The organism is Vibrio sp. CAU 1672 (genome assembly GCF_029223195.1).
In the GTDB taxonomy this organism is placed as follows: Bacteria; Pseudomonadota; Gammaproteobacteria; order Enterobacterales; family Vibrionaceae; genus Vibrio.
Genome location: NZ_JARHUF010000002.1, coordinates 365529 through 390595 on the forward strand (window position 1 = coordinate 365529; position 25067 = coordinate 390595).

The 25067-nt window shown below is 51.3% G+C and carries 14 protein-coding genes; 10 read left to right on the plus strand and 4 right to left on the minus strand.

Annotated elements, in window-relative coordinates; translation table 11 throughout:
- Positions 1 to 270: 270 nt before the first annotated feature.
- The gene (locus tag P2G85_RS03860) at positions 271 to 2727 is read right to left on the minus strand and encodes a glycoside hydrolase family 2 protein (RefSeq protein ID WP_275862797.1); all 2457 of its coding nucleotides are present in this window, start codon (positions 2725 to 2727) and stop codon (positions 271 to 273) included.
- A gap of 381 nt (positions 2728 to 3108) precedes the next feature.
- Between P2G85_RS03860 and P2G85_RS03865 the strand changes: the two genes are divergently transcribed.
- The 3 genes from P2G85_RS03865 (at position 3109) to P2G85_RS03875 (ending at position 6340) form a co-directional block, all read left to right on the plus strand.
- Positions 3109 to 4173, plus strand: coding sequence for a porin (locus tag P2G85_RS03865; protein ID WP_275862798.1), 1065 nt, complete (start codon positions 3109 to 3111; stop codon positions 4171 to 4173).
- Between the two features lie 157 nt (positions 4174 to 4330).
- Positions 4331 to 5122: a MurR/RpiR family transcriptional regulator gene (locus P2G85_RS03870; RefSeq protein ID WP_275862799.1), complete on the plus strand. Its 792-nt coding sequence runs from the start codon at positions 4331 to 4333 to the stop codon at positions 5120 to 5122.
- A gap of 324 nt (positions 5123 to 5446) precedes the next feature.
- A complete protein-coding gene (locus tag P2G85_RS03875) occupies positions 5447 to 6340 on the plus strand; it encodes an ROK family protein (RefSeq protein ID WP_275862800.1) in 894 nt (297 codons plus the stop codon).
- 152 nt (positions 6341 to 6492) lie between these two features.
- On the opposite strand, the gene P2G85_RS03880 is transcribed toward P2G85_RS03875, so the two are convergent.
- Entirely contained in the window at positions 6493 to 7398 is a 906-nt protein-coding gene (locus tag P2G85_RS03880) for an AraC family transcriptional regulator (RefSeq protein ID WP_275862801.1), read from the minus strand.
- Positions 7399 to 7680: 282 nt separating this feature from the next.
- Between P2G85_RS03880 and P2G85_RS03885 the strand changes: the two genes are divergently transcribed.
- The 3 genes from P2G85_RS03885 to P2G85_RS03895 all read left to right on the plus strand — a co-directional run bounded on the left by P2G85_RS03885 (position 7681) and on the right by P2G85_RS03895 (position 14358).
- Complete coding sequence (locus P2G85_RS03885; RefSeq protein WP_275862802.1) at positions 7681 to 9651, plus strand: fructose-specific PTS transporter subunit EIIC; 1971 nt, start codon at positions 7681 to 7683, stop codon at positions 9649 to 9651.
- Between the two features lie 22 nt (positions 9652 to 9673).
- Entirely contained in the window at positions 9674 to 12334 is a 2661-nt protein-coding gene (locus P2G85_RS03890) for a glycoside hydrolase family 38 C-terminal domain-containing protein (protein WP_275862803.1), read from the plus strand.
- A gap of 71 nt (positions 12335 to 12405) precedes the next feature.
- The gene (locus P2G85_RS03895) at positions 12406 to 14358 is read left to right on the plus strand and encodes a beta-N-acetylhexosaminidase (RefSeq protein WP_275862804.1); all 1953 of its coding nucleotides are present in this window, start codon (positions 12406 to 12408) and stop codon (positions 14356 to 14358) included.
- A 403-nt stretch (positions 14359 to 14761) separates the two neighbouring features.
- Here the strand turns inward: P2G85_RS03895 and P2G85_RS03900 are convergent, their stop codons facing one another.
- A complete protein-coding gene (locus tag P2G85_RS03900; RefSeq protein ID WP_275862805.1) occupies positions 14762 to 17452 on the minus strand; it encodes a cation-transporting P-type ATPase in 2691 nt (896 codons plus the stop codon).
- Positions 17453 to 17644: 192 nt separating this feature from the next.
- On the opposite strand from P2G85_RS03900, the gene P2G85_RS03905 reads away from it, so the two are divergent.
- From P2G85_RS03905 to P2G85_RS03920, 4 genes are all read left to right on the plus strand, one after another.
- The gene (locus tag P2G85_RS03905) at positions 17645 to 18472 is read left to right on the plus strand and encodes a formate/nitrite transporter family protein (RefSeq protein ID WP_275862806.1); all 828 of its coding nucleotides are present in this window, start codon (positions 17645 to 17647) and stop codon (positions 18470 to 18472) included.
- A gap of 176 nt (positions 18473 to 18648) precedes the next feature.
- The gene (gene fdhF / locus P2G85_RS03910) at positions 18649 to 20724 is read left to right on the plus strand and encodes a formate dehydrogenase subunit alpha (protein WP_275862833.1); all 2076 of its coding nucleotides are present in this window, start codon (positions 18649 to 18651) and stop codon (positions 20722 to 20724) included.
- A gap of 1 nt (position 20725) precedes the next feature.
- On the plus strand, positions 20726 to 21766 hold the full coding sequence (locus tag P2G85_RS03915) for a 4Fe-4S dicluster domain-containing protein (RefSeq protein WP_275862807.1): 1041 nt from the start codon (positions 20726 to 20728) through the stop codon (positions 21764 to 21766).
- Entirely contained in the window at positions 21756 to 22577 is an 822-nt protein-coding gene (locus P2G85_RS03920) for an FAD-binding oxidoreductase (RefSeq protein ID WP_275862808.1), read from the plus strand. The genes P2G85_RS03915 and P2G85_RS03920 overlap by 11 nt, the downstream gene beginning before the upstream one ends.
- Positions 22578 to 22602: 25 nt before the next feature.
- Here the strand turns inward: P2G85_RS03920 and ppsA are convergent, their stop codons facing one another.
- Entirely contained in the window at positions 22603 to 25017 is a 2415-nt protein-coding gene (gene ppsA / locus P2G85_RS03925) for a phosphoenolpyruvate synthase (RefSeq protein WP_275862809.1), read from the minus strand.
- Between the last annotated feature and the right edge of the window lie 50 nt (positions 25018 to 25067).

The window sequence follows — 25067 nt, forward strand, 5'->3', positions numbered from 1 at the left end:
GGGCGGTTTTGGGGAGACTCTTCGCAGATATTAAATGGGGTTAATACGGTGGTTTGATATAGTTATATCTGATCTGCAGTTGTGGGAGAGCTCATTTACGGTGACCTACAGCTAACGATCGCAAACAAGAGTGGGTTACTTTCACAGCAAAATGCTGAATGCGGCATTATCAGTTAAAAAGCCTGACTCCGGTTACGTTACGAAGTCAGGCTTGGTCAAAACAGCAGGGACGGTGATGGCCACCTCTGTGGGCGATCAGTTACCGGCTACTCAGTAAGTGCTGCGAAGATCATAGATTCTGATCCCGGCCTTGAGTGCCGCAGCAGATGACTGGCCAAAATATTTCACTTTGCGTTTGGTGCCGCAAATCGTGGCTGGCAGTAGCGTGAAGCTCGAATCATCAAAACGTCCATCCCCATCAAACTCAATATGGACGAAATGCGCGGGTACATCACAGTCAAGTTCAATAGATAGCTGGCCATCTTCGTCAATGATTTGCCATCCAATGTGACTTTTTTCCATTGCCGAATGTTTGTACAGTGCCGGATAAAAGGTATTTTCCAGTTTCTGCTGACCGTCGTTCATTTCCACATGCAGGAAGTAACCTGTGTGGGGGGCACTTTTGTCTAAGGTGATAGACCAGGGTTTTGCTACGCCGTCAGCAGCCAGCACGGACTCAACCGGCCAGGACTCAAGTACTTCGCCATCCCAGCTTAGTTTCCTGATGGTTCCTGACAGGGTTACAGGTTGGTGCTGGTCGTTGACCAGATGCAGAGTCACCACGTCATTCTCTTCGATCAAGGTCGCGAGCTGCGGGGCGAAAAAGCGCTTGGCGTGATAATGCAGCTGTTTCCAGCGACCGGTATATTCAATGCTTGACCACGAGCTGACAGGCCAGCAGTCATTCAGCTGCCAGTACAAAATACCACGGCAATGATCTTTATAAGCCCGCCAGTACTCGCTGGCGGTTTTGATCGCCAGTGCCTGTTGCACCTGACTGAGGTACAGCATGTTCTCAAAACTGTTGGGGAAGCGGAAATAGCGGGTAAACATTTCGGTGATGATACTGTTACCGCGGCCATTTTTCTGGTGCTGCTCAAACGTTGGGGAGGTGACGTTCCGGTCACTCTCATCAGCATAGGTTGTCACGGTTGGCAGGGACGGCCAGGACTGATAACCAAATTCGGAGCAGAATCTTGGTTTAACGCCATAGTAAGCATCGAGTGATTTGCCGGAATGCCACACGTCCCAGAAGTGCATGTCGCCACTGTCGTCATCATGCCACGCATCGCCAAAGTCGAGTTCCCCATTACATGGCGAACTGGCCCAAAAGCGGCGGGTCGGATCTTCTTTTTCTACCACCTGTGCGAGCATGTTGTTCAGCCGGTCATAGTTCACGACGTATTTCTCGCGGTTGGCTTTAGACTCAGGGTACCAACCGATGGCACCAATGACTTCATTATCCCCGCACCAAAGGGCAAGGCTAGGGTGATCCGATAAGCGGCGAACCTGATCAATCACTTCAAGCTCAACGTCTTGCATAAATTCTTTGGTTGACGGATACAGGGCACAGGCAAACATGAGATCCTGCCAGACCAGTAACCCGAGTTCATCACACAGCTGGTAGAAGATGTCGTGCTCGTACATGCCTCCGCCCCAAACGCGGATCATATTCATGTTTGCCGCTTTGGCATCTTCCAGCAAGCGGCGGTAATGCTCGGGAGTGTGGGAAGATGGCAGGGCATCTAATGGGATCCAGTTGGCACCTTTCGCCATGATCGCCTGGTCATTTACTTTGAAGGTCATCGCATGGCCGATGTGATCGGCAGAGGTGTCCAGCTCAAGCTTGCGCAAGCCGATTTTCTTAGCGATGTGCTGTTGGTTGAGCGTAACGTTGAGCGGGTAAAGGTGTGCATCACCATAGCCTGCCGGCCACCAACGCTTTGGATCGGCCACCCGAATGGTCAGGCTGGTGGTTTGCACCCCGAGTTGAGTCATGCTGACCGGCACATGGTGGAGTTGGTCATCAAACTCAATTTCGATCAGGCTTGGCTGCGTGCTGCAGGCGGTTACGTCATAGTCGACCTTAATCTCAAGATCGCAACTGCCGTCTTTTTGCCAGTGCTGTACGGTATGGACACGGTTGAGGCGGGTCTGATGAACCGGCTCAAGTATAATCGACTGGTATACACCGCTGACCAGCAGGCAAATGCCCCAGTCCCACCCTGCGTGGCACTGGGTTTTACGTAGGGTATTCATATGGGGAATCTGATTGTTACCCACTGCCCACGGTACCGGAAACGGTAGTCGCTTCGCCCGTTCAGCGGCTTCAATATCTGCACGTTTGAGAACAATTTTAATCTGGTTTTGTCCTGGCTGAAGGTAAGGGAGCACATCAGTACGATAGCGCCGGAACATATTGCTACAGCTCAGGACATGCTGATCATTAATAATAAACTCAGCCAGGGTATCGACAAACTCCAGCTTTAAGTCAATGTAGTTAGCATCGAGAAAGTCTGCATCAAGGTGAAATTCTCGCTCTAAATGCCATTCGCATTCACCAACCCACTGAACATTACGTTCATTACATCCGTGGTAAGGGTTCTCAAGCAGACCGGCTTCGATCAGTGCTGAGTGGATGTCACCGGGTAGTGCGCAAGAAATATCGATATTAGGGCGCTGTGGTGATGCCAGCCTCCAATTACCATCAAGTAATAAAGTAGACATTAAGAACTCCTTGAGTGAGTGTTATATTTTAAAATTCATTGGTGAATATATTATTAAATGCCTGCGTTTATATAAAGAAGAAATAAGTGCAATATACTGGATAAATGTGTAATAACTCGCATGATTAGATCTTCATTAATTATAAGGATTATTACTGAATTAGGTTTGTAAGAAAAACATGAATAAGATCATGTTTTATTGCGCATTGGATCTTTGTGCTACAAAGTAGATAAATATCCAATATCCATAAAATTATCCTTTCGATATTATTTTTGTTGTCAGCTAAGCGCATTTAATAACTTTAAATTAACATCTTTAAACTGGTAGATGTTTGCCAGTTTGGCTTAGCTCGCATATTAATTATTACTAATAGGGTGTTTTATGAAAATTAAGTACTGTACTGCAATGTGTGTTGCAGCTTTACTCTCCTCAGCAGCTACAGCAAATGACGATGTTGAAGTGTACGGCCAAATTGCAATCTCTATGTATAGCTATGCCGAAGATGGCAAAGATACCGTCAATCGTCTGGATAATGAGTCACGGGTTGGTTTCCGTGGTACCAAAGAGCTCGAACGTTCGCCGAGACTAATATGGCAAATCGAGGGCAATAACGTTGGTTCTGGCGAAAACAGTGGTGACGGCCAGTTAGGACTGCGTGATACCTATGGTGGTTTTGAGGGTGACAATTGGGGACGTGTACGCTTTGGCCGCTTTTTGACTCCGGCATATGCGATTATCGACTGGCCTTATTCAAACCCGGGTCTGGGTAACGTATTTGACTGGGGCGATGATATTGCTGGTGGTGCTTACTATGACCGTCAGTCTGATCAAATCAGCTGGGACAGCCCGAACTGGAATGGTTTCTCGATGACACTGGCGACCGGTCGCGGTAACAATCTGGAAAACTCCAGCAGTAACTTCTACGGTGCCTCGGCGCACTACCGCACTGGCCCTTTGCAGCTCCATGCCGGTTATGAATACGGTACTGAGCGTCTGGTCGAACTGGAAGATGCAGGAACCGGGTCGATGATGACGGCCAACTCTGACTATGAAACCTATATCGCTGGTTTTGAGCTGGCATTTGACAATGGTATTGGTTTGTTTGGTGCTTATAAAGTGATGTCTGCGGACTATGCCGACTACGATAACGGAGAGGCAGGCACGGGCTCGATTGAGCGTATTATTGGTCAGCGACAAGATCAAACATCGTACTCCGTGGGCGCGTTGTACGACATCGGCTACTGGCAGTTCAAAGTCGGTTATGCCGCGAACAGTGACTTGGAAATTGACAACCGTAAGGTCAGCGGAACGGCAGACAACGTTCTTTCTGGCCAGGCGATCTACTTCCTGGATGATCCGGCTATTGTGTATTTCCGAGTTAAATCGATGGAAATTAACGACACAGATATTACCGAAGTGCGTCTCGGTATGGAGTACTACTTCTAGCCGATGCAGGTTTACTGGTTAGTAAGTAGTAGCAAGGGATGGGCACCAGTCTCATCCCTTGGTTAAACGGTGGTGCCGGATTGAAATGGCAGTATTTTCATTGTAGATTGTGGTGTGATTTTAGTATATGACTGTGAAAAACCTAAAGCGGATAGATATGAACAAAGATTTCCGGTTGTTATTTGAGTTTGCCCGTCTCAAGTTCACCAATACTGATCAGAAAATAGCGGATTACTTTCTGGCACTTAACCCGACCAAGAACATTGAGGAACTGGCTGCAGAAATCGGTGTTTCAACTGCGTCTATCACCCGTTTTTGTAAAAAAATAGGGCTCAATAATTTTAAAGAGTTCCTTTATTTATATCAAAATCAGCTCGATTCTGAGAATCCAGAGTTTTATGAAACACGGACATTGCAAAATGAGTATTTTGAAATGTTGCAGCAGTTTGATCAGTGCCTTAAGCCAGAGGATATTGATGTATTCTGTGAGCTGATAAATAAGCATAAAGTTATCTATGTCTTTGGCCTGGGCTATAGTGCGTTTGCCGCACATGATCTTAAGTTCAGGTTAACTCGCTTGGGTAAGTTTGTGGAAATTGTCCATGACAGTGATTCGATGGATATGATCAGTTCGATTATCGGTGAAGGTGAGCTGGTATTGTTGTTATCGTTAAAAGGCAACAATAGCAGGATGATCCAATCAGCGCAGAAAATGAAGGCCAAAGGGGTACAGCTGTTATGTGTCACAGCAAATGAGCGTTCACGTTTGCTGGATTATGCTGATCGGTCGCTGCTGACAGTGTCACTCAGAGGGGAAGAGTCGACCGGGATGATATCCGGGCAGTTACCAATGCTTATCGCCTTTGACCACATTTATTTCCGTTACGTGTCTTTATTCCGTGAATCCATTCAGAAGTGGGTAAGAACAGAGCAAACATTTGAAGAGTAGTGATTGAGATTATAAAACCTGAGCTCTACTAATATTTTTACTTTTACACTCTCCTCTATGACCAAACCAAATATCAGAGGGGAGTGGTATTAAACGCCTGCCCTGAAGACTAGATCTAATAAATAAGATGAGAGATATAATAATGTCATCTTATTTATTATTGCTATTCTTTTGTTTAGATAAAATGTCTGTATTTATTGTTTATTAAAGCGACCAATTTTTTGGTGCTTTTTACTGTATTATATGCCTGCGTAATATTATTTGATGTGGGTATCTATTCTTTGAATTAAAGTTCGTTTACCAAGAAATTAATGAGATGAAATTATGCTAGTAGGCTTTGATATTGGCGGAACAAAAATTGAGGTTCAGGTGTTGTCCGCTCAAGGAGAGGTGCTATATAAGCTCCGCCGCCCAACACCAGATAACTATGACGTGTTTATTAACAAGGTTCATGAAATGGTTAACGTTGTCGAAAGCGAGTTAGGCGATTTCAGTGCGATTGGGATCGGGTTACCCGGAGCCATCTGTCCGAAAACCGGCAAGATGAAAAACGCCAACTGTACATTTCTCAATGGCCGGGATGTGGTGTCTGATTTACGTAATGCAACCGGTAAAGCGGTGAAAATTGCCAATGATGCTAACTGTTTTGCCTTGTCCGAAGCTGTTGATGGTGCCGGAGCGACGGGGAGTGTTGTGTTTGGGGCCATCGTGGGAACCGGCTGTGGTGGTGGCATCGTTGTCAATCAAAGTATCATCACCGGAGCCAATGCCATTACCGGTGAGTGGGGCCATAATCCGCTGCCTGGTTATACGCCCGAGGTAGATGGGGATATTGGCCCATGCTACTGCGGCCGGAAAAACTGCATTGAGCAGTATATTTCAGGCACTGGCTTTGCGGCGCAATATAACCACAAGTTTCAGGCTGATCTGGACTCCCGGCAAATTATGGCGCTGGTCGATGCCGGTGACCAACAGGCAGTAGCCGCGTATCATTTGATGGTTGACCAAATGGCACGCAGTTTTGCATCTATCTGCAATGTTCTCGATCCGGATGTGATTGTTCTTGGCGGCGGGATGTCGAATGTTGAGCGCTTGTATCAGGATTTGCCAGCAGCAATGCGCCATTATATCTTTTCTGATGAGCCTACTGTGACAGTCAGAGCTGCCACTTTCGGTGACAGCAGTGGGGTGCGCGGTGCGGCCTGGTTAACCCAATAGCCGATTCTTACGACTGGTTTTGGCCAGTCTACCCCATGGCTAGAGTAATATTTATCCCAAACGATTGACTCCCTCTGAGAAGAGGGAGCCATTTGATGCTCATTTTCCCTTTTGATCGCTTGCCGCTTATTGGCAACCCGCAGAACTCCTACCTAAGCTGCCAGTCCCGCCCGGAACTGGGAAGGTGTTACCCCAATCTTCTGTTTGAAAAGCCTGCAGAAATAGTTACTGTCGGAAAAGCCGCACAGTGAGGAAATCTGCTTGACTCTGTGGTGGTTCAGCTCCAGTAAGCGCAGGGCATTCTCCATTCGCTTGTGGCACAGATAGTCCTTAAAGCTTGTTTTTCCCTGATGCTGGAAAATGTGCGACAGATAGTTGGGTGAGATGTGGAATTTTCTTGCCACCTCTTCGCGACTTAGCGCTTGATTATAATGATCATTAATGTATTTGGTTATTTTTTGAAACAGTTCTTCCTGACGGCTGGGAAGCTTATCGGGGGCATTTTCCATTATCATAAGGTGACTCAGCAGTGAACGGACCACCAGGCTGATGGTATGAGAGTCAGAGTTGGCACTGCCGAGCTCTTGTAATACTTGAATTAACCCGTTTCCAATTGACTGGTGACGGCGAACAGACGGCCGTTTATGAACCTCGGAAAAATCATTTCCATTCCAGGTATGCAGGCTAAACCCAACCTTGTGGGGCGCAATGTTCAGGCTGAGCAAGGTTACCGGCTCTGCCCATTGCGGCTGACTCCACCCCATACTAGGAATGTACAACACCTCACCGGAAGAGAACTGGCGCAACTGGCTGCTGTGTTCGTCGATTGAATAGAGAATGTCGATGCTGCCTTCCAGTACAATGTCGATTCGCGGCATGTCGAGTTGCCATGCCTTCAGTGGTGTGCTGTGGTTGGCAGCCGCCAGGCTGATCGAGCTGATCGCATGTGGCTGGTCAACCAGTCGCGATAAATGATGGGCGATCAGATCAGGCTGATGACCCTGATCAGGGTTCAGGTGATGGTTGGCAGCTGTTGATGAAAGCAAATTCAAGCTCATAATTCGCGTCTTCTTAACGATTTCAAGGGATTTGAAGTAAATGAAAATATTTTCATTGCGATGTTGGTGAAAGTATTTTCATTAATTTCGTGTTTTTATGGTGCAAAAGCCACTTTTATGGCGATTTGCGTCCTGTTGTGATGTTTATATAGCCATGTGGCTGCTGTTGTCATGAAAAAATTTACCAAAATTCGAGTGTTGAGTGGTGGATCACATTACCCTGCTGAAAAAATTTACATAATGGCAGCCGAATTGACTTAGTAAGGTATGGAGCTTCATTTAATGACAATTAATGTAGTAGCGGTAACAGGGTGTGCAGCGGGAATCGCTCACACGTATATGGCCGCCAGAGCGTTGGAAGACGCAGGTAAAGAACACGGCTTTCACATTAAAGTCGAAACCAATGGTTCTATCGGTGCAGAGAATGTCCTGACTGAAGAAGACATCGCAAAAGCCGACGTGGTTGTGTTGGCTTCTGATATTGAAGTGGATAAAGCCCGTTTTGCCGGTAAGAAGATTTATGTCACTCGACCAAAAGTGGCGATGAAAGATGCTAAAGCACTGGTCGATTTGGCGATGAAAGAAGGTACGGTGTTTGGTGGTAAAGGCACGGAAGTGGGTAATATCACTTTAGGCAAAACCTCTGAGAACGGATTCATCCAGCACGTGATGAGCGGTATCTCCTACATGGTACCTATGGTTATCTCTGCAGGTCTGCTGTTGGCTATTGCCAATGTGTTTGCATTCCAGCGTGATGAGCTTGGCCGTCTAGTGGCGTGGGGTTTCGATCAAAGTACGCCAATTGGTGAACTGATGTTCCACTTGTTCAAAGTGGGTCAGGTGGGTTTCTTGTTGATGATCCCACTGTTTGCCGGTTTTGTGGCGAACTCTATCGCGTCTAAACCTGCGATCGCTCCGGCGATGATCGGTGCCTACATTGCGAACGACGCGAGCTTCCTTGGTACGGAAACCGGCGGCGGCTTCCTGTCAGCTATCCTGGTTGCGTTTTTAGTCGGTTACATGGTGCGTTACCTGAAGATGGTGCCTTGGCCGAAGATTTGTAAGCCACTGCTACCGATCATGATCATTCCACTGATTGCCACTTTCCTTATCACTGTTATTGTGAAATACATGATCGGTACCCCGATTGCTATGGGTATGAGTGCCCTGTATGAGTGGTTGACCTGGATGACGACGACTTATGCATCCTCAACCTTCATTATCGGTGCCATTATTGGTGCGATGATCGGCTTTGACTTTGGTGGTCCGGTTAACAAAACTGCGTTGATTTTTGGTACGGCAGTCTGGACAGACACCGTGGCCAAATACGGTATCGAAGGTGCTAACTTTGTACCGGGCACTGCGGCTCAGGCAGCGATTTCAGTCGCGCCACTGGGTATTTTCCTGGCGTCAAAACTGTTCAAGAATAAGTTTACGGATACGGAAAAAGTATCGGCTGACTCTGCATTTGGTATGGGGATTGTCGGCGTAACCGAAGGTGCGATTCCATTCGCGGCTGCGCACCCGGTGCAGATGATCACTGCCAGTGTGGCAGGCTCGGCATTGGCCGGCGGACTGGTTGGCTTCTTCGATGTCAAATTCTACGGCGGTATTGGCTCTCCGTTGGGTACCTTCATCGGCTATATTGAACAGCCAATCCCGTTTGTAACCTGGATCCTATGTACCATGTCAGGTATTACCCTGACGGCCCTGATCATCGGTCTGTGGCGTAAGCCTGTGGTGTCAACTGGTGGTGCCGGCAGTAAAGCTGAAGGAACGAACATTGCCGGCCTGGGTGCAGCTGTGGCAAGAGAAGTATTTAAACCAGAACACGTGTTAAACGATACCACGTCCCAAACTAAAGATGAGGCGATTGCCTTCATTGCCAAGCAGGCACATAAGCTGGGTTACGTCTCTTCAGAAAAAGAGTATGCAAAAGGTCTGAAAGCACGTGAGGGCCAGTCTAGCACCGGCTTTAAAGATGGTATGGCCATTCCGCACTGTAAAACCAAAGCAGCGAAAAATGCCGGTGTGTTTGTGGTTCGCTTCAGTAACCCGATTGACTGGGAAACCATGGACGATCAGCCGGTCACTACAGCGGTCGCATTGAGCATTCCTGCCGAAGGTGATGAGAAAAGTGTGGAAATTCTGACTAAGCTAACCCGTAGCATGATGAACGACCAGTTCAGGGAAACACTGAGCCACAAAGACAGCAAAGAGGTGGATTTAACCATTGCTGCAGCCATTGCTTAAGTTTGTGGAAAGGTACTGAATTATGCAAAAAGTTTTTCACGTTATTCCTCATACCCACTGGGATTATGAGTGGTATTTTTCTGCCCACGAATCGCTGATTCAATTGGTCTACCATATGGACGAGGTGATGTCGGCGCTTGAAAATGGCGACAATGATACCTACTTACTCGATGGCCAGCTGAGTATTATTGAAGATTACCTGCAGCAGTGTCCTGAGCAGCTGGAGCGCCTGCGTGCCCTGGTTCAGCAGGGCAAGCTGAAAATCGGGCCGTGGTATACACAAACGGATCAGCTGATCATTAGCGGCGAATCGATTGTGCGTAACCTGCAGACCGGTATTCGCCTGGCTGAAGCGCTGGGGCCGGTGATGGCCATCGGCTATGTGCCGGATGCCTTTGGTCAGAGTATTGATATGCCGAAGATCTACCAAGGGGTCGGGATTGATAAAACGGTCTTCTGGCGTGGCCTTTCGACTGATGTGTGTGAGACCCGGGAATTTAACTGGCAGTGTGAAGACGGCAGTCAGGTGACGGGATACAACATTAAGAGCGGTTATTTTGTTGGTTCTCATGTGATGTACTCAGATGATCCGACGCCGCTGTGTCATCAGGCTGAAGAGGGCTCGCTGGCCGCTAATATCGCGATTCCGTTGGGCGGCGATCAGCGCTTTGTTGATAAGGCACTTAAAACCCGCCTGGATATCAGTAATGCGTCAACGAGCGATTACCGCCTGATTGAAAGCAGCTACGATAAGCTGTTTGCAGACCTTGCTGCGGAAAATCTTGAGTTGCCGACCATCAGCGGTGAGCTGATTGACGGCCAGGTGTCTAAGATTCACCGTTCGATTTACTCTTCGCGTTATGATCATAAATATCTTAACGATAAAGTAGAAAGACGCCTGTCTTATCAGCTTGAGCCGCTGATGGTGATGGCTGAGGCGGAAGGCATCAGCACGAAACCGGCGTTGTTGGATAACATCTGGAAAACCATCATGCGCAACCATGCCCATGATAGTGCCGGCGGGTGTAACACCGATAAAACCAACAAGATCATTCTGGCCCGCTTTGAAGAAGCGGATCAGACGTCGGCCTCGGCGGTGGACTATCTGGTCAGAAAACTGGCTGAGTCACAGCCAACCGGAGAACAAGGCGGTATTGACGGGCGTTTAACGCTGTTCAACACCTTGCCTTATGCACGGGATGCGCAGGTTAAGACGGCGATTTCCAGCACTTCGCCATGTTTCACACTACAGGATCTGGACGGCCAGGAAATCGACGTTGATGTGCTGTCGTCGCAACGTGTCTACCGCGGCAGCATTCAGCGTGATGAATCGATGAATGATCCGTCGCTCTATTACTACCAGAGTGAGGTTGAGTTCCGCTCAGCGTTGCCGCCGTCCGGCTATACCTGCCTGCAGGTGGTTGAGTGTGATGGCGAGGCTGAAAATACCGCAGCCGGTTCAGAGCAGATTGAGATTGAAAATGATGATTACCGCCTGAGCTATGAGCAGGGGCAGTTTGTGCTGCTGGATAAAACGCACAACCGGGTTTGGCCGGACTGTCTTAACCTGCTTGATATGGGTGATGACGGGGATACCTATGATTACTCCCCGCCACAGAAGGACTGGCTGCTCCAGCTTGACTGGCGTCAGGCGAGCATGAAGGTGGTGAAGCAAGGCTTCTCCGAATCTATTGTAGTCGAAGGTGTGTGGGCATTACCGGCGGACCTGGCTGAGCGTGCGCAGCAGCAATGCAGTGCGGCGATGGAATACCGCATTACACTCCGGCTGGAGAAACGTTCGCAGTCTGACCATCAGTCAGCGCTGCCACTGACGGTTGATGCACATTTCGATAACCAGGTGAACGATCACCGGGTTCAGCTGGTGGTAACTACGCCGTTTGAAACCACCACTAACTGGTCTGATACCCCGTTTGGTGTGGTTGAGCGTGAAAATGTGCCGAAGCATCTGCACGACTGGCGTGAGCAGGGCTGGAAAGAGGAGCCGAGTCCGATTTATCCGATGCTGCATCTGGCGAACATGCATGATCACTCTTACAGCTTGACTCTGCTTACCAAGGGGATTAAGGAGTATGAGATCCGGGCAAACAACCAGATCGCCCTGACCCTGTTCCGCAGTGTAGGGTGGTTAGGTAAGCCTGATTTGATCCGTCGCCCGGGTATCGCTTCCGGTCAGCAGTTCAAATACATTCCGACCCCGGACAGCCAGTTGCGTGGTGCACTGCATTGTGAATGTGCCTTGGTGATTGAAGAGAGCTTTGATCCGGCGCGTGCACAGAAAGGCTGGCAGGAGTACGCGATTGAGCCTTTGGTTTACCAGAACCAGTCGCTCAACCAGTTTACCAATACGTTGAAGTATTTTGTGATGCATCCACTGGCGTCAAAGGTTGCTGATCATCGTAGTGGTATAGAACTTGATAGCCCGAACCTGGTGGTAAGCGCAGTAAAACCGGCGCAAGATGGTCAAGGGGTGGTGGTGCGTCTTTACAACCCGGGTAGTGAAACCCTTGTCGATGCTGGGCGTATTCAGGCCGCCGTTGGCAGCACTAGCGTGACCGAGGTTAACCTGTTGGAACAAGCTATCGCAGAGTCACAACCTTTCAGTGGCCGTTACGAACTGGGACTGTTTAAGCCAAAACAAATCCGCACTTTTGTTTTTAAGTAAGGCCTTCAGAGGGGGGACATTCGTCTTCCCCTCTGCTTTAAATCCAGATTATGATTAAAAAAGACAGTGGAATGCATCTACATTTAGAGCTTCACCTGGTCGCCCATGGCGAGACCGGCAGCCATCTGGCGCTGACCCTGAGCAACCAGAGTGACCAAATATTTGATAACTGGCATATGGAGTTTTGCTGCCTCCGTCGTATCGCAGCCAGTTCACTAACAAGTGGTAATCTCAAACAGATCGGTAGTCATTGCCGGCTTACTCCCCCTGAGCCGGAAAAGGTGCTTGCGCCCGGAGAACAATTCTATACCGAGTTTGAGATTACCCTTCCTCACATTACCCTGCAGGGTTACGGCATCACTGCGGCGGCGGTTGTGACCGAGCAAGGCATGCATGATATCGACGTGCGTCCCCTGCAGCTGGGTAAACATCTGCCGCTTCGTGATTTGGCCATTGGTCCAATGCCGCAAAAAACGGCTGAGATTGCGATCATTCCGCAACCGGCACAATTAACGCATCTTCCGGGAACGTTTCGCTTAGACCGCCAGTGTGACATTCTTTGTGGCGTGCCGTTTGCCGAGGGGGCGTCACAATGGTTAACCGATGAGCTGAAGGAGCGCCATCAGCTGACGCTTTTGTCCGGCAGTGGCACAATGTGCAGCGGGATGATTGATTTCCTGCTGGACAGCCAGCTTGATGAAGGTGCTTATCGCCTGATCGTCAACGCTGAGAATATTTTGCTCCAGGCCAGCGACGAGCAGGGCTTTTATTCAGCAGTGGCCAGTTTGCTTCAGTTAATCCCATTACAAGCAGAGAGCGGTGAAGCATTCCCGTTGCCTTGCGTTGAGATCCAGGATGAGCCCCGGTTTGGTTATCGCGGGATGATGCTGGACTGTGTCCGCCACTTTCACCCGGTGAGTAAGGTCAAGCAGATCATCAATAAGCTGGCACGCCTCAAGTACAACGTGTTCCACTGGCATTTGACGGATGATGAAGGCTGGCGGATTGAAATCAAGGCCTTCCCGGCATTAACGGAAGTCGGTGCCTGGCGCGGACCCGATGAGCGGTTGCCGGCCCAATATAGCCATATAACGGAGCGCTATGGTGGTTACTATTCGCAGCAGGATATCCGGGATATTGTTGCTTATGCTGCTGCCCGTGGTGTCATGGTGATCCCGGAAATCGATATCCCCGGTCATTCACGCGCGGCAATCCAAGCCCTGCCAGAGCTGCTGTGGGATACTGAGGATAAATCTGACTATATTAGTGTTCAGCATTTTAACGACAATGTGCTGTCACCAGCACTTGAAGGAACGTATACCTTTTTACGTACGGTGCTTGATGAGGTCTGCGAACTGTTTCCGGTCCAGTATGTCCATATTGGCGCCGACGAAGTGCCGGAAGGCGTATGGCGCGAAAGCCCGGGCTGCCAGCGGCTTATGGCACAGTTCGGGTACACGGAACCCAAAGAGCTTCAGGGCCATTTACTGCGTTTTGTTGAGCACCATTTGGCTAGCAAAGGCCGCCGGATGCTGGGTTGGGAAGAAGTGGTTCATGGTGACAAGGTCAGCACGGAGACCGTGGTGTTTTCCTGGCAAAGCGAGCAAGCAGCGCTGGAATGCATCGCCAAAGGTCATGATGTTGTGCTGCAACCAGGTCAGGCGCTTTATCTCGATATGGTTCAAAGCCACTGTGTCGATGAGCCGGGACTGGACTGGGCGGGGGTACTGCCTCTTGAGAAAGTCTATCACTACGATCCGTTGACCAGTGTACCTTTGGCCAAACGGGGCCAAGTGCTGGGGGTTCAGGCGGCGTTGTGGTGTGAAACTGCCAGCGATGAGCAAACCCTCGACTACCTGCTTTATCCGCGCTTGTTTGCCGCCGCAGAAGTCGCATGGTCTGAATCGCGTCAGTGGGATCATTTTCTGTCTAAACTGAACAACCATTTGACTGAGCTGGATCAGTTGGGCATCAATTATTGCCGGCATGCGCTTCAGCGCAGGGACTATCAGCTGGCGGGCTGATGACGAAATCGTGCCAGACAAACATAACAAAGGTCCGGTGTTCCCTCGGACCTTTGTGGTTACTATTACTCTTTAACAGAATGTGACTATTTCCAATGGACTCAGTTAACGGCCAACAGCTTAGTAGTAAATTTGGGTTGTTGGTTATCAGGTGATTGGATAGTTAGTGAGATAGCCAGCGAAATCACCTACCAGTGAAGCGTAAGCCGTGATAGCGCTGCCAAAACAGAAGGCGATGTACGCTACAACGAAGTAGAAACTCATGGTCGTCGCAGGGACAAACAGCAGAGTGGTAGTTACATCAGGAGGGGATGGCAGGTGGGTATGATCATTTAGGGATTTAGCCAGTAATAATCAAACCTCTCTTTAAGGTTTAAAATGGGTATACGAGCGTGCTGTCTGCCTAAGCGCCGTTTTTGCGCAGGTAATGCTTCTCCAGTTCAACTAAAAACAGCACGGAAGAAGCCACCAAGCATATTTTGAACCACACTTCGGCTTCAAGCGCACAGGTGCCAAACAGCTGCTGCATGATCGGCAGGTAGGTAAAGCTGGCCTGAAACACCGCCAGTACAGCGATCGCAATCAATACATAGCGGTTACCGGTCAGACCCTGGCGGCAAAACACCGAGCCGAGAATAAACCGCGAGTTAAACAGATAAAACACTTCGAACATCACCAGCGTATTAACGGCGATGGTCCGCGCTTTGGTGATGTTGTCTTCCTGGCCCATTTCCCAGATAAACATCCCCAGCGTGCCGGTTACGAGGATCAGCGAGACAAAAATAATCCGCCAGATAAGGTGCCCGGTGAGTAATGGGGAGCCGGGTGGACGGGGGCGTCGCTGCATCAGATCGGGTTCTTTGGGCTCGAAAGCCAGCGATAGCGCTAACGTAACTGCGGTGATCATGTTGACCCATAAAATCTGTACCGGCGTCAGCGGCAGTTGGGGAAAACCAAATATAACCGCGGCCAGAATGATTAACGCCTCGCCACCGTTGGTCGGCAGGATAAACAGGATGGCCTTTTTCAGGTTATCGTAAACTGCCCGGCCTTCTTCGACGGCGGCCGTAATTGATGCGAAATTATCATCCGCCAGCACCATTACCGCCGCTTCCTTCGCCGCCTCGGTCCCATTGATGCCCATTGCCGTGCCGATATCCGAGCGCTTGAGCGCTGGTGCATCATTGACCCCATCTCCCGTCATCGCCACGATCTGGTTGTGTCTTTGTAGTGTGTTGACCAGACGCATTTTATGCTCCGGGCTGACCCGGGCGTAGATGTCTACCTCCGGCGCAATGGCGAACAGCTCCTGATCGCTGAGCGTGTCAAGCTGCTGTCCGCTAAGGGTGTCTCGGGTGTTTACCAGTCCTAACTGCTGCGCGATGGCCTGGGCGGTCAGGGCATGATCGCCAGTCATCATTTTGACGCGTATCCCGGCCGCGTTGCATTCTTCGACCGCTTTAATCGCCTCTTCTCGGGGAGGATCGATAAAGCCAAACAGTCCAAGCAGGATCAGATTGTCCCTGACATCATTAAAGGTCAGTTCCAGCTGGTCGCCCTGGGTTGGTCGGTAGGCCATGGCCAATACCCGCATCCCGTTTTGAGCCATGGTGGTGATTTGTTGTTGCCAGTAGTTACGATCCAGCGGAGTGATGCCTTCACCGCTGTTTTGGCTGCTACACATCTCAAGCACTCTTTCTGGAGCCCCCTTGAGAAAGATGAACGCTTTTCCTTCATGGCTGTGGTGCAGGCTGGCCATAAAGCGGTGTTCGGACTCAAACGGGATCAGATCCGTTCTGGGGAAGCGCTTGTTTTCCGTCTCTGCGTCAAAGCCGGTTTTGATCCCTGCAACCAGCAGCGCACCTTCCATTGGATCGCCTTCTATCTGCCATTGAGTATCACGGTGGTTTAGTGCGGCATCATTGCAAAGTACGGCGGCACGTATCGCATCCATGAGTAACGGTTGTTGCTCGGGGAAGGTAGCCTGTTGGTTTATCGTTACCCCGCCATGGGGATCGTAGCCGGTTCCGCTGAGCTCATATTGATGAGCGGTAGTAACGATTTTTTTTACCGTCATCTCATTGCGGGTCAGTGTGCCGGTTTTATCGGTACAGATCACCGTTACCGCGCCCAGGGTTTCTACTGCCGGAAGGCGGCGAATGATCGCATTGCGTTTTGCCATTCTCTCTACCCCGATGGCGAGCGTGATAGTCATGATCGCTGGCAAGCCCTCTGGGATGGCCGCCACCGCAAGGCTGGCGGCGGCGAGAAACATATCGGTGAGCGGATAACCGCGAACGATCAGGCCAAAAGCAAACGTCACGGAAGTAATAAGCAAGATTGCGACGGTCAGCCAACGGCCAAACTGTGCCATCTGTTTGAGCAACGGGGTAGTGGCTGGTTCAACCCGAGAAACCAGAGAGCTGATTTTTCCCAGTTCGGTATTGAGGCCTGTGGCGACGACGACTCCCGTACCTTGCCCGTGAGTGATCAGCGTGCCGGAATAGGCCATACAGCGTCGATCGGCTAATTCACTGTCGGCACTGACCGGTGCAGAGGTTTTCTCAATCGCAACCGATTCACCGGTCAGTACCGCTTCCGCAACCTGGAAACCATAAGTACGAAATAAGCGCAGATCCGCAGGAACGCGATCGCCTGATTGCAGGATCACCACATCACCAACCACCAGTTGGTCGGCATTAATGGTGACCTGATGGCCGCCGCGCAGTACCAGTGCGGTAGGGGCAAGCATAGCCTGGATGGCGCTGAGGGCATTCTCCGCCCGGCCTTCCTGGATGAAGCCAATGATCGCATTGATCACCACCACGCCGGCGATAACCCCGGCATCGACCCAATGGCCAATCGCAGCGGTGACGACCATGACCAGCAGCAGTACGTGGATAAGTACATCGTGAAACTGGCCGAGTAAACGTTGGAGCACGCTTCTGCCCCGGGCGGTTGGCAGGCGGTTGGCTCCGAACATTTTCAGGCGGTGCGACGCTTCCTGTTCGCTCAGGCCATCGGGTTGAGAAGAGAGTGAAGCAAACGTCTCTTCAACCGATTTATGATGCCAGACATGAGGTACTTCATCCATGAGAAAGCCTCCTGCTGCGGGGCGCTGGAGAATATGATTATTTATTGATAATTATACGATATGAACTAAGTTTAACCCAAGAAAGGTCAGTTGTTTTGCAAAGTGGGCAAGCTTTGGTTGCATCAATGCTGCGCTCATTAGCAGCAACACATTCAACTCAGTGTTGTGTGATGAGAATGCCCGGAGGTTCGCATGGCTGATATCTATGGTTTTGATGCCTTTTCACCCAGGCAAATTGCCGAGAAGGTTGACTCAATCGGCGTAACCAAAGCGCGCTTGCCGCTGCTGTCGATGGTGATGCTCGGGGTATTAGCCGGGGCGTTTATTGGCCTTGGGGGGTTGTATTTCACCATTGTCAAATCTGATGCGTCACTGGGGTTCGCCACCCAGCAAGTCCTGGGCGGTGTCACTTTTTCCCTGGGATTAATCCTGGTGATCGTCGCCGGAGCAGAGCTGTTTACCGGTAACAATTTACTGGCGATGGCCTGGGCTGACAAAAAAATCACGACGCTGGAACTGCTGAAAAACTGGGTCGTGGTGTGCCTGGCTAACTTGGTTGGTGCGGTTGGGGTGGCTACGCTGGTTTTTCTTTCCGGCCATCCGGAGATGAATCAGGGCACAATAGCTGCCACTTACGCCAAGATCGCGGTAGCGAAATGTGATATGCCGTTCTGGACGGCGTTTTTCCGTGGTGTGCTGTGTAACATCTTGGTCTGTATGGCCGTTTGGATGGCGCTGGCCGGCCGCAGTGTAATTGATAAGGCCGTTGCGATCGTGTTTCCTATTTCGGCTTTTGTGGCGGCCGGTTTTGAGCACAGTATTGCCAATATGTATTTTATCCCCCTTGGCATGATGTTGCAGAGTTCAGGCACGGTAGAGGTCGCTGGCTCTGTGGGCATGTGGGGGTTGGTAAGCAATCTGTTTCCGGTAATTTTAGGGAATCTTGTCGGTGGCAGTGTGTTTGTCGGCCTGGTTTATCATGTCATCTATTTGCGCGCCCAACCGGTTAAACGTGACTGAATTTACTGGCAGGGAAAAGACTTGAGCTGGCTGCTATAATTTAGCCAGGCTCAAGTGGCAAGGTGATAGCGATGCGATCAAACAAAACGAAGTCGTCACAACCGTCCTCAGCAAAGAGGAGAAATGCAGCCAGAATACGTGCCAATCCCGCCCGGTCTACTCTCCATTCTCCACCAGTGAAAACCGTCTGTCCGTTTTGCGGGGTCGGCTGCGGGATGCTGCTTTCTACCGATCAGCAGGGCCGGGTCTGCGGTCTCAGCCCTGAGTATGACCATCCGGTCAGTAAGGGCCAGCTTTGCGAAAAGGGGTGGAACAGTGTGTATGCCATTTCCCCCGAGAACCGGATTACTCAGCCGCTTAAGCGGGTTCGCGACCAGTTTGTCCCCATAAGCTGGGATGTGGCTCTGGACGAGATAAGTGCGACGCTCAAGGATATTATCGGTGAGTCAGGCCCTGACGCTATCGGTGTGATCAGCAGCGCCCGGGCGACCAATGAGGACAACTATGCAGCGCAAAAATTTGCCCGTGCGGTGGTTGGCACCAACAATATCGATCACTGTGCACGTATCTGCCACAGCCCGACGGTCGCGGGGCTGAAACAGGTGCTGGGTTCGGGGGCAATGACCAACAGTACTAAAGACCTGTTTGAAACCGAGGTTATCGTGGTTATTGGTGCAGACCCTACCGAGAATCACAGCGTGCTCGGCGGGCAGATCATCCGCGCCAAACTGGACGGTGCCACACTGATTGTGATCGATCCGCGCGTGACCCGGCTGGCCAAACTGGCAGATATCCATCTGCAGTTGACTCCGGGTACCAATATTGCGCTGATCAATGCCATGATCCACACCATACTGAGTAACCACTGGCACGATGAAGCATTTATTGACGAGCGCTGTGATGGTTTTGATGCGCTGGCAAAAGGCGTTGAAACCATTACTCCGGAATCGGTTGAGGCGATTACCGGGGTGGACGCGATGTTGATTCGTCAGGCTGCAGAGTGCTACAGCCGGGCAGAGCGGGCAATGATTTTATATGGCATGGGGATCACCCAGTTTGTCAGCGGTACTTCCGGTGTAATGGCATTGGCCGATTTGGCTCTGGTGTGTGGTCATGTCGGTAAAGCCGGCTGCGGGATTAATCCGCTGCGGGGGCAGAATAACGTGCAGGGTGCCTGTGATATGGGCTGTCTGCCAAATGTGTATCCGGGTTACCAAGCGGCGGATGATCCGGATGTCCAGCTGCATTTTTCCGCCGCCTGGGGTTGTGAAGTGGCGGATAAGCCAGGCTTAACCTCACTTGGCATGACCAAAGCGGCACGAGACGGGCAGTTCCGTGCCCAACTGCTGTTTGGTGAAGATCCGGTGGTCACCGATCCTGATCAGAATCATGTACGTGAAGCCTACAAAGCTCTGGACTTGTTTGTTGTGGCTGAGCTGACCATGACCGAAACTGCAAAACTGGCCGACTATGTTCTACCGGCTGCGTCGTTTGCCGAAAAAGCCGGTACATTTACCAATTGTGAACGGCGTGTGCAATTGATCCGCCCGGCAATGCCACCTATCGGTGAGTCGATGGGAGACTGGCAATGGTTAAAAGCCCTGGCGGAAAGAATGGGACACAACGGATTAAGCTGGCACAGCAGTGAAGAGGTGTTTGATGAAATGGCTTCGCTGACGCCATCTTACTGCGGAATGAATTATGTGAAACTGGCGCACCAGCATGGTCTGCAATGGCCTTGTAACGACGATGCGCCAGAGGGGACGGCGGTGTTGCACCAGGGGCGTTTTCCGATTGGCCGCGCGCGCTTAACGCCGGTGCACTATGTCCCGATTGCTGAGCCGGTGGATGAACAGTTCCCACTTGTGCTCACTACCAACCGTCTGCATTTTCACTATGGCTGTGGCTCAATGACCCGAAAATCTCCGCTGCTGGAGCGAGAGACCCCGCCGGGTATTTTGTTTATTAGTCCGCAAGATGCGCGTAGCCTGGGTTTGTCACTGTATGCGCCGGTGGCGGTGCGCTCGCGGCGCGGGTATGTTGAAACCAGGGCGATGATCACGGATGACGTGCCGCCGGGGGTGGTGAGTATGCCGTATCACTTCAAAGAGGCGCCATCTAATCAGTTAACCAATACGGCGCAAGATCCGGTTACCAAAATGCCGGAACTGAAAGCGTGTGCGGTTGCGGTTGAACCATTGCCGGCTGGCCAGGCGCCGCGTGCCGAATGGCAACGACAGGGAGAACAATAACATGCATAAGACTTACCTGTTAGACTCACTTGATACACTCAGAGCTCACCTGATGCAGCAGCGCACGCTTTATCAGGTGGTGGCGCAAGAAGACAAAGGTCAGGGGGACTACCATTGGCAACAGGTTGAAGAGAATAACCTGCCGCCGCTGGTTGAGCATCAGCCCACTCATTCAGCTAAAGCGTTCTTTTTTGCCGATCAGGAGCCGCTGTATGTGTTTGATGGCCAGTTTTTTAAAGAGACGCTGCCCACGGTTGAGCCGTTTGTCCTGTTTGGGGTTCAGAGCTGTGATCTGATGGCGATTTACTATCAGGATCAGTTTTTTGAACAAGATCCTTACTATCAGGCGCGTCGTTCGCAAGCGTTATTGATTGGGCTCGATTGCACCACGCCCTGTGCGCATGGATTCTGCCCCACTGTGGATGCCGGTCCGAGTGTACGTGACTATAGTGCGGATCTGGTACTGCATCCGCTCGATGAGCAGCACTGGTTGTTGGTGGTGCTGTCTGAGTCAGGCAGGGCGTCGCTGCAGGGGCTGGAACTGCAACCCGCTACTCCCCACGAACTGAGCCTGCGCTGGGAGAACATCAGCCATTGTGAGCAGGCATTTCCCGACGACCAGTACCTGCGCGATGGTATCAGCAAGATCATACGGGGTGATATTCCGGATGAGTTCTGGCACAAGGTCGGGTTCCAGTGTCTGGGGTGCTCGGGTTGTACCATACTTTGCCCGACCTGCTCCTGCTTTGGTACCCGTTCGAGCTCTTCTGCTCCTCAGGCCTCCGCTGACGGAAAGACCACCACGCAAGTGCGCTTCTGGGATTCTTGCCTGTATGAAGGATTTCAACGCGAGGCGAGTTTTCATAACCCGGCGAAACAGGCCGGCAAACGTGTTGAGCGGTTTTGGTACCACAAGTTCAGTGATGATTTTATCGCTGAGTTTGGCCGTTATGGTTGCGTCGGTTGTGGTCGTTGTGAACAGACCTGTCCCGGCGTCATTGGAGTGCATTCACTGATGAAAAGGATTGCCGATGATGTTTAGCCTAACCCCGGAAAGTATCGAAATTGTCGATTTTTATCAAGATGGTGAAAACACCCGTCATTATCAGTTCCGCCTCCTCAGCCCTGCCGCGAAGTGGCGCCAAGCCTACAGTGGCCAGTTTTTCATGCTGTGTGTACCGGGCGTTGGGGAAGCGCCGTTTACGTTTACCGGCTTACCGGATGCTCAGGGCAACTTTCGCGTGCTGGTGAGAAAAATGGGGGACGTAACCCAGGCCCTGTTTGATAAACAAGTCGGGGATATCCTTGGCGCACGTGGTCCGATGGGTAAGGGGTGGCAGGCCAGCGAGCTCACTGACCAAAAAATCCTGATCATAGGCGGCGGGTGCGGGATGGCACCGTTGGTCAGCATTATTGAACAGCTTATTGAACAACAGAATTTTTCTCAGCTGGAAGTGGTGTATGCCGCGCGTAATAAGCAGAATTTGCTGCTTACCCCGGAGCGAGACCATTGGCAGCACTGTATCCCGATGTTTAATGTGGTTGAAGATGCCAGCGGGCTGGATGAGCAGGATTACTATCTCGGTACGGCTACAGGCATTTTGCCTAAAGTGCTGCACTCGTTTGGCGAGCAGCCGGATCGCGTCCTGCTCGCCGGGCCGGAGGCAATGATGTGTGCGGTGAGTGAGTACCTGGTCGCCTATGGTATCGACGCAAAAGATATTTACCTGTCTGTCGAGCGCCGGATGCACTGCGCGGTGGGGTTGTGTGGCCACTGTTATCTGAAAAACCAGTACGTTTGCACCCAGGGCCCAACGTTTCGCTGGGCCGATGTGGGCGCACACCTCGCATAGTGGCTGGTTAGGTGTGCGTTAAAGGTTAAGGTTTGCGGTTTTTGCCGAGGGCCTGCTCTGCCTTAGCCACCACCTGGCAGCCTTTGGCAAACGAGTCTGGGTTGAGTGAAATTGAGTCAATGCCATATGCCACGAGAAACTCGGCAAATTCCGGGTGATCCGACGGAGCCTGGCCGCAAATGCCTACTTTACAGCCTTTGCTGTGGGCAACCCTGATAACTTGTTCAATCAGGCTTTTCACCGCATCATCCCGGGCGTCAAACATTGGTTTGAGTTCGGCCGAATCGCGGTCAATCCCCAACACCAGCTGAGTTAAGTCATTACTGCCGATCGAAAAACCATCGAAGCGTTCGGCAAAGCGGTCGGCCAGAATGACATTCGACGGGATCTCGCACATCACATAGACTTCCAGCCCTTTGTCACCCCGTTTGAGTCCGGCTTGTGCCATAACTTCCAGCACTTTATCGGCCTCACTGACGGTGCGGCAAAACGGGATCATGACGATGATATTGTCAAAGCCCATCTCTTCTCTGGCTTTGGCGATCGCCTTACATTCAAGCTGGAACGCTTCACGGTAGCGGGGGTGGTAGTAGCGCGAAGCACCGCGTAATCCCAGCATCGGGTTCTCTTCATGCAACTCAAAGAACTCGCCCCCGAGCAGGCCACGGTATTCATTCGATTTAAAATCGGACATGCGGACAATTACCGGTCTCGGGTATTGGCTGGCAGCAATTTTGCTGACGCCTAGTGCCAGATTATCGACAAAAAAGTCTGCCAGAGTGGCAAAGCCTTTACAGCGTGCGCGGATTGCCTGCTCGACACCGGGATCGCTGATCTGCTCCGGGTGTAGCAGCGCCATCGGGTGCAGGCCAATCTGGCTGGAAATAATAAACTCAATCCGGGTCAGGCCAATCCCGGCTGTCGGCAGGCGCCACCAGTGGAAAATGCCGTCCGGCATGGCTGCGTTGATCATGATTTTGGTCTCGGTCGGCGGCAGCGCTTTGAGGTCGATTTCCTGCGTGGTGTAGTTGACAACTCCGTCGTACACCTGCCCGGTCGCGCCTTTGGCACAGCTGAGGGTGACGATTTGGCCGGAGGAAAGAGTCTGCGTGGCGTGTTCGGTGCCGACAATCGCGGGCACTTTCAGTTCTCGGCTGACAATGGCGGCGTGGCTGGTCGGCCCGCCGGAGTCGGTGATGATCCCGGCCGCTTTGCGCATCAGCGGTACCCAGTCCGGGTCGGTACGCTCAGTGACCAGAATTGCCCCGTCAGGAAACGCATCGATATCGTCAGGCGATAAGACCGTGTATGTTTCACCAATTGCGACCGCACCGCCGACACTGGCGCCTTCGAGCAGCACCGCTGCCGAAGTTTTTTCCAGCTGGTAATTGACCAGCACGGCGCTGTCTTTGTAGGATTCGACGGTCTCTGGCCTTGCCTGAACCATATACAGTTGCTGGCTGTGACTGTCTTTGGCCCATTCCATATCCATCGCGCAGCCATAGTGACGTTCAATGATGACCGCCCAGCGACTCAGCAGCAGGACTTCCTCATCACTGAGTACCAGTTGCTGGCGCTCCTCGGCACTGGTCGGCAGGGTAATGGTCGGCTGGTCAGTATTTCCCGGTTGATTGAACAGCATTTTTTCCAGTTTGTTACCGAGCTGTTTTTCAATGATCGGCCGCTTACCGGATTGTTCAAGTAAGGGTTTGTAGACCATGAAGCGGTCCGGGGTAACGGAACCTTTAACAATGGTTTCACCCAGCCCCCAGCTGCCATTGATCATCACCACGTCCGGAAAGCCATTTTCCGTATCTAGGCTGAACATCACCCCTGCGCACTGTGATTCGATCATCTGTTGTACTCCGACAGAAAGCGCGACTTGCTGGTGTTCAAACCCTTGTTCCTGACGGTAAACGATGGCGCGATCGGTGTACAGTGAGGCAAAACACTGTTTGCAGGCCTCAAGTACCTGCTGGTCGCCGCTGATATTGAGGTAGCTCTCCTGCTGACCGGCGAAGCTGGCCTCGGGTAAGTCTTCTGCTGTAGCAGAGCTTCGCACCGCGACTGAGGCGTTTGGTTCCCCGATTTGCGCGCTTAACTCATGGTAGGCATCCAGGATGGTGCGCGCCTGGTGTTCAGTAAACTCTGCCTGGCTGATGGATGCCCGGATTTGCCGTCCGGCCTCGGCAAGACTTATCTCGCCGCTGTTCATCTGATTTAACCATCCGTTGATCGGGCCGTTGAGGTTGTTTTGCTCGAGGTAGTCGCGAAACAGTTGGGCACTGGTGGCGAACCCGTCCGGAACCCGGATACCAGTCTCACTGAGCTGGCTGAGCATCTCGCCTAAGCTGGCGTTCTTACCGCCAACCAGGCTGACGTCTTTGGCATGTAGCTCTCGGTAGCGGTAAATCAATACTGGTGCGGTATCTGTAGACATAGTCGGCATCCTTTATTCTGATTTTAACGTTTTATTGCTTGTCATTGCCG

Coding starts and splice junctions, on each gene's coding strand:
- P2G85_RS03860 (WP_275862797.1), bottom strand. CDS start 2,727: ATGTCTACTTTATTACTTGATGGTAATTGGAGGCTGGCATCACCACAG.
- P2G85_RS03865 (WP_275862798.1), top strand. CDS start 3,109: ATGAAAATTAAGTACTGTACTGCAATGTGTGTTGCAGCTTTACTCTCC.
- P2G85_RS03870 (WP_275862799.1), top strand. CDS start 4,331: ATGAACAAAGATTTCCGGTTGTTATTTGAGTTTGCCCGTCTCAAGTTC.
- P2G85_RS03875 (WP_275862800.1), top strand. CDS start 5,447: ATGCTAGTAGGCTTTGATATTGGCGGAACAAAAATTGAGGTTCAGGTG.
- P2G85_RS03880 (WP_275862801.1), bottom strand. CDS start 7,398: ATGAGCTTGAATTTGCTTTCATCAACAGCTGCCAACCATCACCTGAAC.
- P2G85_RS03885 (WP_275862802.1), top strand. CDS start 7,681: ATGACAATTAATGTAGTAGCGGTAACAGGGTGTGCAGCGGGAATCGCT.
- P2G85_RS03890 (WP_275862803.1), top strand. CDS start 9,674: ATGCAAAAAGTTTTTCACGTTATTCCTCATACCCACTGGGATTATGAG.
- P2G85_RS03895 (WP_275862804.1), top strand. CDS start 12,406: ATGCATCTACATTTAGAGCTTCACCTGGTCGCCCATGGCGAGACCGGC.
- P2G85_RS03900 (WP_275862805.1), bottom strand. CDS start 17,452: ATGGATGAAGTACCTCATGTCTGGCATCATAAATCGGTTGAAGAGACG.
- P2G85_RS03905 (WP_275862806.1), top strand. CDS start 17,645: ATGGCTGATATCTATGGTTTTGATGCCTTTTCACCCAGGCAAATTGCC.
- P2G85_RS03915 (WP_275862807.1), top strand. CDS start 20,726: ATGCATAAGACTTACCTGTTAGACTCACTTGATACACTCAGAGCTCAC.
- P2G85_RS03920 (WP_275862808.1), top strand. CDS start 21,756: ATGATGTTTAGCCTAACCCCGGAAAGTATCGAAATTGTCGATTTTTAT.
- ppsA (WP_275862809.1), bottom strand. CDS start 25,017: ATGTCTACAGATACCGCACCAGTATTGATTTACCGCTACCGAGAGCTA.